Source organism: Methylorubrum podarium (assembly GCF_022179745.1).
GTDB classification, from domain to species: domain Bacteria; phylum Pseudomonadota; class Alphaproteobacteria; order Rhizobiales; family Beijerinckiaceae; genus Methylobacterium; species Methylobacterium podarium.
The window spans coordinates 1-11,847 of record NZ_BPRD01000037.1 but is presented as its reverse complement, the minus strand read 5'-3'; the positions used below and the strand labels follow the sequence as shown (position 1 = coordinate 11,847).

Below are 11,847 nucleotides of genomic sequence, written 5' to 3'. Positions count from 1 at the left end.
GATCAAGACGACGAGCGGACGGAGAGACCGCTCGTCGTCTTGATCATGCGGTTGACGCTCGCCGAAGGCAAAGGTTTCACGAACGACCGAACCGGTCGTCCGTTGCGGCGGCGAGCGTCGGATCAGGCGACCTTCTGGCGCGAGCGGGACTTCGGCTCGGGAGCGGGAGCCTCTTCCTCGATGCGGCCGCCCGGCCGGCCGAGGCCGATCGACTTGGCGAGGGCGGAGCGCTGCGCCGCGTAGTTCGGGGCGACCATCGGGTAGTCGTTCGGCAGGCCGTAGCGCTGACGATACGAGTAGGGATCGAGGCCGTGGGTGCCGAGATGACGCTTGAGCGTCTTGTAGGGCTTGCCGTCGATGAAGCTGATGATCGCGTCCGGGGTGACGGATTTGCGAATCTGCGCGGAGGTCGGCTTCTCGATCACCTCTTCGGCGGGGGCGGCAGCGGTCTCGGGGCTGCTGAGACCGGTCAGCGCGGCATGAACGTTGATGATCAGGCCGGGGAGCTCGGAGGCGGGCACCGAGTTGTTCGAGACATACGATGAGACGATGTCACTCGCCAATTCTACGAAGTCGTTGAACGATTTTTGGTTTTCTTCTGTCATTCTGCGTGTCCGTTTCGTGAGCCCCCGGGCGCCAAGATCATACGTGCAGCGCAGCGATGCAAGAGAAGAATTGAAAAATCTACGTCAGGCTTGTGGGTATTGAGGGAAGCGCGCTCAAGTTCAGCGTTGCCGACGAAGCGTAGAAGGTTAAGTGCAGGCCAAGCTCGCACGGTCCAGTGGTGTATCAGAGCTCGACCTTCCCCTTGCCCGCGCGGACGATGTGGCCGGGTTCGCCTCTTCTGAAATTGGATCCAAGCTACGAAGGGATCATGTAATTCGGCGCCGTGTTCGCAATCTTTCTATGCCTTGGAGCCGGATAGCGCAGACTCCCATCGCGAGGGCCGGCGGCGGCCGATCGTGTCGGTGACGCAGGTTCCGATCCCACCCGGGGCGGCGCCGACGAGCGGAACGTTACAACCTGCGCGAGACGATCTGCCGCGTCGGGCCGGGGCGACTGTTTTCACGCCGAGCCTGGATTCGCGGGTCTGTCTTCTTCGAGCGGCCTGTTTGCCGAATCATCACGCAGGCGAAGCCGAAGTGTCGCCTCTGTTCTCGCCTCTGTTTGTCACGGCCCGGCCGTGCTACGGACGAGAGCAATGAAGTCCGCTCGTCCCATAGCGCTCTGGCTGGCGGCGGTGATCGTCACGATCGCCGCGGCGCTGATGCCGTCCGGCGCGCAGGCGCACGGCGCCCATGGGCACGTGCCTCAGGCACAGCCTGCGGTGAGCGCGTCGTCGTCCGAGGCCGCGGTCGTCGCCGTCGAGGCTCGGCTTGCCGGTCCGTCCGCGATCGTTCGCACCGACGTCGTTCCCGTCATCGAGACCGCCCGAATCGCCTGTGCCTGTGCGGCCTGCCTGGCCGGCGGCGCCTGCGGTCACGCACCCTCGTCCTGCTGTGCGACCGGGCTCGCCCCCTCCCCAAATCCGCTGCTGGCTCCGCCGTCTCCGCGTGACCGCGCGCCGACCTGCGACGGACCGCGCCTGTCCGGCATCGTGCCCGACACACAGATCGAACCGCCCAGACCCCTCGCCTGACGCTCGTTCCCATCTGGCAGCTTGCTGCCGGGTGACGTCGTTGCTTTCCTGGCGAAGGTTCCGTTCGACATGCTCATCCGTCTCGCGGCGGCGCTCCGGGCGCTGGCCGTCTCGCTCGCGCTCGCGGCCGCATCGGCCTCCGGCAGCGCAGCCCTGGCCCATGAGGGTCACAGCCACGGTGATGACGCGGTACAGGCCCCGCCCCCGCAGGCTGCGCCGCGCGCCGAGGCCGTTTCGACGGCGTTCGAGCTCGTGGCGGTGGCGGGCAAGGACCGGGTCCGTCTCTATCTCGATCGCTTTGCCAGCAACGAGCCGGTGAGCGGCGCACGGATCGAGGTCGAGACCCCGGACGGTCCGGTCGAGGCGACGGCCGCCGGTGATGGCGTCTACGAGATCGCCGCGCCCTGGCTCGCCCGCGGCCGCCGCCACGATCTTCTCGCCACCGTGAGCGCCGACAGCGCCACGGACGTGCTAGCCCTCGATCTCCACCTTCCCGAGCCGGCGCCGGCCGCCGTCGTCCCGTCGCCGGCGTGGCTGGCCAATCTCCGGCATCACCTCACCCACCAGGGACCGATCGGCGCCGCCGCGGGCGGCTTCCTGCTCGGGCTCGCCGTGATCATGCTGGTGCGCTCCCGCCGGGCGCTGCCGGCCTTCGCGGTCCTCGCCCTCACCCTGACGCTGCTCCTCGGGACGGCCGCCCTTGCGCATGAGGGGCACGCCGACGGCGCGCAGGAAGCCGCCCCGGTTCAGGGGGCGGCTCTCACCGCCCCGGCGACCTCGGGCGTCGAGCGCGCCCGGCGCCTGCCGGACGGCGCGGTGTTCGTTCCGAAATCGATGCAGCGCCTGCTCGCGCTCCGCACGGGACTGACCGGCATCGCCGACCACCGCCGCACGGTGGAACTGCCGGGACGCGTCATCGCCGATCCGAATGCCAGCGGCGTCGTGCAATCCTCCGTCGGCGGGCGCCTCGCTGCCCCGTCCGGCGGCTTCCCGAATCTCGGTGCGCGGGTCCGCAAGGGCGACGTGCTCGCCACCGTGACCCCGCCGGTCCAGGCGGTGGACCTCTCCGACATGCGCCAGACCCAGGGCGACCTCGACCAGCAGATCGCCATCACCGGCCGCAAGGTCGCCCGCTACGAGCGTCTCGCCGCGACCGGCGCCGTGGCGCAGACGGCTCTGGAGGATGCCCGCGCCGAACTCACCGGCCTGAAGGACCGCCGCGCCGCCCTCGACACGATCCGCCGCGCGCCGGAGGAACTGGTTGCGCCGGTGGACGGCGTGGTCGCCGAGCGGTCGGCGGTCGCCGGCCAGATGGCGGCACCGGGCACGATGGTGTTTCGCATCGTCGATCCCGAAAAGCTCTACGTCGAGGCCCTGAGCTTCGTCGCCCTGGAGCCCGGCGCGGCGGCCACCGCGCGGCTGCCCGATGGGCGAAATCTCGCCCTCGCCTCTCGCGGCGCCGGACTCGCCGACCGCAACCAGGCGGTGCCGGTGCAGTTCGCGATCACGGGAAGCATCGAGGGCGTGCGGCTCGGCCAGTTCGTGACCGTGCTCGCGCCGACCGGCGAGACCGTTGCCGGTCTGGCCGTGCCCCGCTCAGGCGTCGTCCGCACCGAGTCCGGCGCCGTCGTCTACGAGCACGTCTCCGCCGAGCGGTACGAGCCCCGCGCCGTGCGGGTCGAGCCGCTCGATGCCGAGCGGGTGATCGTGGCGGGGGGCGTCGGGGCCGGCCGGCGCATCGTCGTCCAGGGTGCCGAACTGCTCGATCAGGTCCGCTGAGGGACGACGCGCCATGTTCGCCCTCCTCGTCCGCACCGCCCTGCTCAACCGGGTTCTGGTCCTGGCCCTCTGCCTCGCCCTCGTCCTGGCGGGCGGCCTCGCCCTGACGCGCCTGCCCGTCGATGTCCTGCCCGACCTCAACCGCCCCACCGTCACGGTGATGACGGAGGCCGAGGGCTACGCCCCGCCCGAGGTGGAGCAACTCGTCACCTATCCGATCGAGACCCGGATGAACGGCCTGCCCGGCGTCACCCGCGTGCGCTCGGTGTCGAGCGTGGGGCTCTCCATCGTCACCGTCGAGTTCGGCTGGGACACCGACCTGTATCGCGACCGCCAGTTCGTGGCCGAGCGCCTCGCCCTGGTGCGCTCCGAGCTGCCCGCCGGCGTCACGCCGCAGATGGGCCCGGTCGCCTCGATCATGGGCGGCATCCTGCTCGTCGCGGTGACGGGTGAGACGTCGAGCCCGATGCAGTTGCGCGAGACCGCCGACTTCATCCTGCGGCCGCGCCTGCTCTCGATACCGGGCGTGGCGCAGGTGATCCCCATCGGCGGCGAGGTGCGCCAGTTCCGCGTCAGCCCGAACCCGGCGGCGATGCGGGCGCTCGGGGTCACCAACGAGGCGCTGGCGAACGCGCTGTCCGGCTTCGGCACCAATGCCGGCGGCGGGTTTGCCGACGCCAACGCCCGCGAGATCCTGATCCGCAACATCGGCCGGACCCTGAGCCTCGAGGATCTGCGCAACCTCGTGATCCCGACGGGTCCGCAGGGCGCGACCGCCGCCGCCGACCTGCCCGGCACCGGCAATCCGGCGATCGAGGGCCGGGTCTACCTTCGCCAGATCGCTGAGGTGGCGTTCGCCGCGCGGCCCAAGCGCGGCGACGGCGGCTATCGCGGCGAGCCGGCGATGATCCTGTCGGTCGAGAAGCAGCCGGGCATCGACACCGTCCGCCTGACGAGGGACGTCGAGGCGGCGCTGAAGGAGATCGCTCCCACCCTGCCGAAGGGCATGGACGCCCAGAAGATCCTGTTCCGGCAGGCGGATTTCATCGAGACCTCCCTCGCCAATGTCGAGCGGGTGCTGATGGAAGCGGTCGCGGTGGTGGCCGTGGTGCTGTTCGCCTTCCTGATGAACGCGCGCACGACGCTGATCTCGCTCACCGCGATCCCCGTCTCGATCCTCGCCACGGCCCTGGTGTTCTGGGCGCTCGGCTTCTCGATCAACACGATGACGCTCGGCGGCCTCGCCATCGCCATCGGCGAGCTGGTCGATGACGCGGTGGTCGATGTCGAGAACATCTATCGAAGACTGCGCGAGAACCGGGCCGAGGGCTCGCCCCGCAGCGTCTTCGACGTGGTGGTGGCCGCCTCCAGCGAGGTGCGCTCCGGCATCGTCTACGCCACCGCGATCATCGTGCTGGTCTTCGTGCCGCTGTTCGCGCTCTCCGGCATCGAGGGGCGGCTCTTCGCGCCGCTCGGACAGGCCTACATCGTCGCGATCCTGGCGAGCCTGCTCGTTTCCGTGACCCTGACCCCGGTTCTCGCCTCCTGGCTCCTGCCCGGTATGAAAAGCCTCGCCGAGCACGAGCCTGCTCTGGTGCGCAGGCTGAAGGCGGGCAACGCGGCGCTGTTGACGATCGCCCTGGCCCATCCCCGGGCGCTGGTGGCGGGGGTCGCCGTCTGCGTCGTCGCGGCCGGCATCGCCGCGTCGCAGCTGCCGCGCGCCTTCCTGCCGGCTTTCAACGAGGGCTCGCTGACGGTCACCGTCACCTTCCGGCCCGGCATCTCGCTTGCCGAGAGCAGCCGGGTGGGGGCCATCGCCGAGCGGCTGGTCCTCGACATGCCGGAGGTCGCCACCGTCGGGCGCCGCACCGGCCGGGCGGAACTCGACGAGCACGCCGAGGGCGTCCACTCCTCCGACCTCGAAGTGCGGCTGAGGGCCGGACGCCCGCGCGAGACCGTGATCGCCGAGATCCGCGAGCGACTCGCCGTCCTGCCGGTGACGGTGAATGTCGGCCAGCCGATCTCGCACCGGCTCGACCACATGCTCTCCGGCGTGCGTGCCGAGATCGCCCTGAAACTGTTCGGCGACGACCTCGACGCCCTGCGCGCCGCGGCCGAGGGTCTCCGGGAACGGATCGCGGCGCGGGTGCCCGGCGTCACCGACCTTCAGGTCGAGCGGCAGGTGCGTATCCCGCAGCTCGACATCCGGGTCGATTACGGCCGGGCCGCGCTCTACGGCGTCTCGCCGTCGACCGTGGTCGAGACCATCGCCCGGCTCGCCAACGGACGCACCCTCTCGACCATCGCCGACGGACCGCGCCGCTTCGACGTGACCCTGCGCCTGCCCGACGCCCGGCGCAGCCCGCAGGCGCTCGGCGACCTCCTAATCGAGACGCCGTCGGGATGGGTGCCGGCCCGCGAGATCGCCGACATCCGCGAGACCGACGGGCCGAACCAGATCCTGCGGGAGAACGGGCGGCGGCGGATCGTGGTCCAGGCCAATTCCGACGGCCGCACCGACATGGCGGCGATCGTCGCCGGCATCCGCCGCGTCCTAGACGAGACGCGCCTGCCGGAAGGCGTGAGCGCCCGGCTGGAGGGCACCTACGAGGCGCAAGGCGAGGCCGCCCGCACCATCGGCGGGCTCAGCCTCGTCTCGCTCGCCCTCGTCTTCGCCCTGCTGCACGGGCGCTACCGCTCCGTGCCGCTGGCGCTCATCGTCATGGCCAACGTGCCGCTGGCCCTGATCGGCAGCGTGCTCGCGCTCTGGATCGCCGGCCTCCCGCTCTCGGTCGCCTCGATGATCGGCTTCGTCACGCTCACCGGCATCGTCGCCCGCAACGGCATCCTCAAGATCAGCCACATGCTGAACCTCGCCCGCGAGGAGGGGCTGGTGCTCGGGCCCGCCCTCGTGACCCGGGCAAGCCTGGAGCGGATGACCCCGGTGCTGATGACGGCGCTGTCCGCCGGCATCGCCCTCGTGCCGCTCCTGATCGACGGGACGGCTCCGGGCAAGGAGATCCTGCACCCCGTGGCGGTGACGATCTTCGGCGGGCTGATGAGCGCGACCCTCCTCGACGCCGTGCTCACCCCCGTCCTGGTCCTGATGTTCGGGCGCGGCGCCTTCGACCGGCTCCACGCCCCCGCGCCGGCCGACCGCCTGCACGCGCCGGTGCGCGAAGCCTTTTGACCCCTCGCAATGAAGGAGACGACCGATGATCCGCGCGATGCGATGCGCCGCCCTGGCGCTGACCCTCGTCGCCGCGCCCGCCGGCGCGCAGCAGGCCCATGACGGCGCCCACCGTCACGACCATCCGCCCGGCCCGAACGGAGGGCGCGTCGAGGGGGCTGGGCCGTGGCACGCCGAACTCGTGACGCGGGCCGAGGCCGTCTCGGTCTACCTGAGCGACGGCGCCGGCAAGCCGCTGCCGGTCGAGGGCTTCAAAGCGGTCGCGATCCTCAAATCCGGCGCGAAGACCGCCCGCATCCCCCTCAACCCCGAGGGCAACCGGCTCGCAGGCAAGGCCGACGCGACCCTGGGGGAACTCCCCACCGGCGCCGTGCGCATCACCGCGCCCGACGGCGTCACCGCCAACGCCCGCTTCGACTGACGACCTCTTCGATCCAAGGATGAACGCGATGATGAAAGCCCTTCCCGCCGCCCTCCTCTTCGGCCTCCTCGCCGCTCCGGCCCTCGCCGGGGACGGACATCACCACCACGGACATGCCCAACCGGCCGCGACATCGACCGTCGGCGACAGCGCGGCGACCGAGGCGTTTCGCGATGCCGACGCCCGCATGCATCGCGAGATGGACATCCGCTACACCAACGACGTCGATCTCGATTTCGTCCGCGGGATGATCCCGCACCACCGCGGCGCGATCGAGATGGCGAAGATCGCCCTCGAACACTCGAAAGACCCGGAGATCCGCAAGCTCGCCGAAGAGATCGTCAAGGCGCAGGACACCGAGATCGCGCAGATGGAAGCTTTTTTAATGCGCAAGCAGGACGCCAAGCATCGCTGATCCGCTTTCCCAAACATCACCTTGTTTTTTACTTCGGCTTCACGAGCGGCCGCGAAGCGATTCAGGGCGCGACGTCTTCGGAAAGATCGTGGCTTGGATCGCTTCGGCATCGCCTCGCGATGACGGAGACGGCAATCACCGGAACGGTCGACCGGAGACCGTGCTCCTCAATCGAAGCGGGACCGGCGGCCGGAGACACGCCGCCTTTTCCCGGCCGCGGCGAACGACCTTCGCATTCTGGCTCTGCTCGCTGAGCTCGCTCATTTTCGGCGACGCGACGGATTAAAACTTGCCGAGGCAAGTTCGATTTTCATCCTTTACTTCGTCAAAATTGGACAATGGGGAGTGCTATCGCACACCCGGCCCGCCCTCTCTCGGGATTAAATCTTAAGTATATTTCGGTGATAAAACGCACTTTCAAAATATAATTCGAGGAATTACTGTCCTGATGCGACGAGAAACAAGACAAAAATCTCGCATCTCAGGGATTACGAGAGGATATAGACATGAAGCGTATGATGACGGTCGGTTTTCTGACGGCGGCGGCGCTCGCTCTGCCGATCGCGGCGCAGGCGGAGGGCGGCGGCAGTGGAAGCCGCCAGCAGGCCGGCGGCGGCTTCATGAGCAGCTACGTCGACGATCCCTATCATGACCCCCGCTCGCTGCACTCGCAGCGGAGGGGCACGGGCCAGATCCTCGGTGCGCCGATGCTCAGCGAGAACGCCGGCGCCAAGGGCGGCGTCGCCCGCTCGGCCCTGCGCCGGGGCACGGTCGAGCCGAACTGGGCCGCCGGCCCCGCCCCCCGCCGCCGGGCGCGCTAAGGACGGCCCTCCGGCGGCGTGGCCTGGTCCGCGCCGCCGGTCGCGTCTTCACGCCCGATCTCCGGCCGCACCGCTCCCGAGCGCCCGGACCCTCCCGACGAGTCTGCACCGGCTCGCACGCCGTCGCGACCTTCGCGACGGCGCGGGCGGCCTCGTGCCCGACTGCAGGCGTCGGCCTCGCCACGTCCCGTCGGATCTCACTCGGCGACCCGGCAGGCGGTGCGCCGTCTGTCATCCAGCCAGCCATTCAAACGTCCCGACGCGACGGCTCGCGCGCGGTGACGGACAGCGAGGTTTGCCGTGGACGGCATCATCCAAGGTCTTTCGAACTTCCGCGGCACGGTCTTCCCGGGCCAGCAACAGATGTATCGGCAGCTGGTCCGCGACGGTCAGCAGCCCCAGGCCCTGATCATCGCCTGCGCCGATTCCCGCGTCTCGCCCGAGCACATCACGCAATCCGGTCCGGGCGACCTCTTCGTGTGTCGGAACGCCGGCAACATCGTCCCGCCTTTCTCCCAGCAGAACGGCGGCGTGTCGTCCGCGATCGAGTACGCGGTCGTCGCGCTCGGCGTGCGTGATATCGTGATCTGCGGTCATTCCGATTGCGGCGCCATGAAGGGGCTCATGAACCCCGAGGCGCTGGGCAGCATGCCCAACGTGGCGGCTTGGCTCCGTCACAGTCACGCGGCGAACCGGATCGTCTGCGAGGCCTATCCGGAGGGCATGGACCCGAAGGAGCGGCACCGCGCCCTCGCCCTCGAGAACGTGGTGGTGCAGCTCAACAACCTGCGCACCCATCCGAGCGTGGCCGCGGCGCTCGCCGGCGGCAAGCTGCGCCTGCACGGCTGGTTCTTCGAGATCGAGAGCGGCCAAGTGCTCGCCTATTGCGGCGAGCGCGGATGCTTCGTCCCCATCGACGAAGCCACCAGCGTCCCCGTCGCGCAGGCCCCGGCCGCACGGCTCGCCACGCCGGAATTCGCCGGCTCCCACGTCCTCGCGGCGGAGTAGGACCCTTGCCATGCGCGCCTCCTTCGCCAGGCTGATGCCATCGACCCTCGGCCGGGATCTCCCGGCCTCCTTCGTCGTCTTCCTCGTGGCGATGCCCCTCTGCATGGGCATCGCCATCGCATCCGGCGTGCCGGCCGAGCGCGGCCTCATCACCGGCGTGATCGGCGGCATCATCGTCGGCTTCCTTGCCGGCTCGCCGCTTCAGGTCAGCGGTCCGGCCGCGGGGCTCGCCGTCATCGTGTTCGAGTTCGTGCGCGAGCACGGCATCGACGCGCTCGGGCCGGTCCTCGTCGCCGCCGGCGCCATCCAGCTCCTGGCCGGGGCCTTGCGGGTCGGCGGCTGGTTTCGGGCGATCTCCCCGGCCGTGGTGCACGGGATGCTCGCCGGCATCGGCATCCTCATCGTGCTGGCGCAGATCCACGTGCTGACCGACGCGCTGCCCAAGGCCAGCGGTCTCGACAACCTCGTCGCCATCCCCGGCGCCTTCTTCAACTTCGTCTCCAGCCCGGACGGCAACCGGTCCGGCGCCGTGATCGTCGGGCTCGCCACCATCGTCGCGATGCTCGGCTGGGAGAAGGTTCGTCCGGCCAAGCTCAAGCTGATTCCCGGCGCCCTGGTCGGCGTCGTGGCCGGCACCCTCGTCGCCGTCCTCGGCGCCATGGACGTCAAGCGCGTCGAGGTGCCGGAGAACATCCTCTCGGCCGTCGCCTTGCCGGGCACGGGCGATTGGAGCCGCCTGACCGATCCGGCGATGATCCTGATGGCGATCACGCTGGCGGTGATCGCCAGCGCGGAGAGCCTGCTCTCGGCGGCGGCGGTGGACCGGATGCATGACGGCCCGCGCACGCAGTACAACCGCGAGCTCGGGGCGCAGGGGATCGGCAACATCCTGTGCGGCTTGGCCGGCGGCCTGCCGATGACCGGCGTGATCGTCCGCTCCTCCGCCAACGTTCAGGCGGGCGCGGCGTCGCGGGCCTCCACCATCCTGCACGGCAGCTGGATCCTCGCCTTCCTGCTGATCCTGCCGATGGTGCTCAAGGTGGTGCCGACCGCCTCCCTCGCCGGCATCCTCGTCGTGACCGGCTGGCGCCTCGTCAGCCCCGCCCACGCCTTCCACCTGCACGAGCGCTACGGCCTGCCCACTGCCGCGATCTGGCTCGCGACCATGGTGATGGTCGTCGCCACCGACCTCCTGACCGGCGTGCTCACGGGCCTCGCGCTGAGCCTCGCCCAGGTGATCCCGCACTACCTCCGCGGTCCCCTGAAGATCGAGGGCGGCGCCGCGCAGACGGTGCAGGCCGGGGCCGTCCGGGCGGTGCCGGAGCTGAAGCTCTCGGGCTCGGCCACCTTCCTGCAACTGCCGCACCTCAACGAGGCGCTGGAGCGCACGCCGGAAGGCACGCCGGTCCGCCTCGCGGCGGCGGAGCTGCGCCACGTCGATCACACCTGCCTGGAGATGATCCGGGAATGGGCGACGCGGCGGGCGAAGACCGGCGCCCGCATCGAGGTGGTGGGCGGCGGCGCGAGCGGACTGCACCACAGCCTCGCCATGGTCGCCCACGCGGCGCCGAAGGACTGAGGTCGAGGGCGCGAACATGAGAAGGGCCGGTGCCGCAAACCGCGGCACCGGCCCTCTTCGTGTCACGTCTCGGAGCCCGTCGGCCGGGCGAGCCGTCCTACGCGGCCGGCCTGTCCTGCGGTCCGCCGATGCGCTGGGCCGCCACGAACCGGTTGAGGAAGCGCGGCTCCTTCTCCGGGGCGATGCGGATGGTGAGCGCGATCGCGCCGCCGGTCTCGGATTGGCGGTCGAGCACCTCGGCGTTCTCGTAGAGCCAGTTGAGCGCGGCGCCGTCCTCCGGCGGAAGCGTCACCGCGAAGGTCGAGCGGGCGCGGGCCACCTGCGCCTCGATCCGCTCGGCCAGAGCCGGCAGCCCCTCCCCCGTCAGGGCCGAGACGAGGATCGGCGCCGCCCCGGCACCGCGATGGGCGGCGCTGAGGTTGACGAGCCGGGTGCGCTCGCCTTCGTCCAAAAGGTCAGCCTTATTCCAGACCTCGATGATCCGCTCCGCGTCCGGCTCGATTCCGAGCTCGCGCAGCACCCCCTCGACATCCTCGGCCTGGGCCTGGGTGTCGCCGTGCGATACGTCGCGCACGTGGAGCAGGATGTCGGCCTCGATCACGTCTTCGAGCGTCGCGCGGAAGGCGGCGATCAGCGAGGTCGGCAGGTCCGAGATGAACCCCACCGTGTCGGAGAGGATCACCGTCTCGCCGTGCGGCAGCTTGGTCGCCCGGGCCGTCGGATCGAGGGTGGCGAACAGCATGTCCTGCGCCCGCACCTCCGCCTTGGTGAGCGCGTTGAACAGGGTCGACTTGCCGGCGTTGGTGTAGCCGACGAGGGCAACGATCGGGTACGGCACCCGCGCGCGGCTCTTGCGATGCAGGCCGCGGGTGCGCGTCACCGCCTCGAGATCGCGCTCGATCCGGGTCATCCGCTCCTGGATCATCCGCCGGTCGGCCTCGATCTGGGTCTCGCCGGGACCGCCGAGGAAGCCGAAGCCGCCGCGCTGCCGCTCC

The 11,847-nt window shown here is 70.2% G+C and carries 10 protein-coding genes; 8 read left to right on the top strand and 2 right to left on the bottom strand.

The window, feature by feature from the left end:
- Positions 1-122: 122 nt before the first annotated feature.
- Entirely contained in the window at positions 123-605 is a 483-nt protein-coding gene (locus MFF42_RS01820) for a Ros/MucR family transcriptional regulator (RefSeq protein ID WP_238254135.1), read from the bottom strand.
- A gap of 635 nt (positions 606-1,240) precedes the next feature.
- Between MFF42_RS01820 and MFF42_RS01815 the strand changes: the two genes are divergently transcribed.
- The 8 genes from MFF42_RS01815 to MFF42_RS01780 all read left to right on the top strand — a co-directional run bounded on the left by MFF42_RS01815 (position 1,241) and on the right by MFF42_RS01780 (position 10,852).
- The gene (locus MFF42_RS01815; protein ID WP_238254133.1) at positions 1,241-1,639 is read left to right on the top strand and encodes a hypothetical protein; all 399 of its coding nucleotides are present in this window, start codon (positions 1,241-1,243) and stop codon (positions 1,637-1,639) included.
- A gap of 69 nt (positions 1,640-1,708) precedes the next feature.
- The gene (locus MFF42_RS01810; RefSeq protein ID WP_238254131.1) at positions 1,709-3,418 is read left to right on the top strand and encodes an efflux RND transporter periplasmic adaptor subunit; all 1,710 of its coding nucleotides are present in this window, start codon (positions 1,709-1,711) and stop codon (positions 3,416-3,418) included.
- 13 nt (positions 3,419-3,431) lie between these two features.
- On the top strand, positions 3,432-6,608 hold the full coding sequence (locus MFF42_RS01805) for an efflux RND transporter permease subunit (protein WP_238254116.1): 3,177 nt from the start codon (positions 3,432-3,434) through the stop codon (positions 6,606-6,608).
- A gap of 25 nt (positions 6,609-6,633) precedes the next feature.
- A complete protein-coding gene (locus tag MFF42_RS01800) occupies positions 6,634-7,029 on the top strand; it encodes a hypothetical protein (protein WP_238254107.1) in 396 nt (131 codons plus the stop codon).
- A gap of 28 nt (positions 7,030-7,057) precedes the next feature.
- Complete coding sequence (gene copM / locus MFF42_RS01795) at positions 7,058-7,444, top strand: CopM family metallochaperone (RefSeq protein WP_238254105.1); 387 nt, start codon at positions 7,058-7,060, stop codon at positions 7,442-7,444.
- A gap of 506 nt (positions 7,445-7,950) precedes the next feature.
- Positions 7,951-8,265, top strand: a complete 315-nt coding sequence (locus MFF42_RS01790; protein WP_238254095.1) for a hypothetical protein — start codon at positions 7,951-7,953, stop codon at positions 8,263-8,265.
- A gap of 300 nt (positions 8,266-8,565) precedes the next feature.
- Complete coding sequence (locus tag MFF42_RS01785; protein WP_238254093.1) at positions 8,566-9,273, top strand: carbonic anhydrase; 708 nt, start codon at positions 8,566-8,568, stop codon at positions 9,271-9,273.
- Between the two features lie 10 nt (positions 9,274-9,283).
- Entirely contained in the window at positions 9,284-10,852 is a 1,569-nt protein-coding gene (locus MFF42_RS01780; RefSeq protein WP_238254092.1) for a SulP family inorganic anion transporter, read from the top strand.
- Between the two features lie 97 nt (positions 10,853-10,949).
- Here the strand turns inward: MFF42_RS01780 and hflX are convergent.
- Positions 10,950-11,847: GTPase HflX (hflX, locus tag MFF42_RS01775; RefSeq protein ID WP_238254084.1), on the bottom strand; the 898-nt coding region annotated here is incomplete at its 5' end.

Coding starts and splice junctions, on each gene's coding strand:
- MFF42_RS01790 (WP_238254095.1), top strand. CDS start 7,951: ATGAAGCGTATGATGACGGTCGGTTTTCTGACGGCGGCGGCGCTCGCT.
- MFF42_RS01780 (WP_238254092.1), top strand. CDS start 9,284: ATGCGCGCCTCCTTCGCCAGGCTGATGCCATCGACCCTCGGCCGGGAT.
- MFF42_RS01810 (WP_238254131.1), top strand. CDS start 1,709: ATGCTCATCCGTCTCGCGGCGGCGCTCCGGGCGCTGGCCGTCTCGCTC.
- MFF42_RS01820 (WP_238254135.1), bottom strand. CDS start 605: ATGACAGAAGAAAACCAAAAATCGTTCAACGACTTCGTAGAATTGGCG.
- copM (WP_238254105.1), top strand. CDS start 7,058: ATGATGAAAGCCCTTCCCGCCGCCCTCCTCTTCGGCCTCCTCGCCGCT.
- MFF42_RS01805 (WP_238254116.1), top strand. CDS start 3,432: ATGTTCGCCCTCCTCGTCCGCACCGCCCTGCTCAACCGGGTTCTGGTC.
- MFF42_RS01800 (WP_238254107.1), top strand. CDS start 6,634: ATGATCCGCGCGATGCGATGCGCCGCCCTGGCGCTGACCCTCGTCGCC.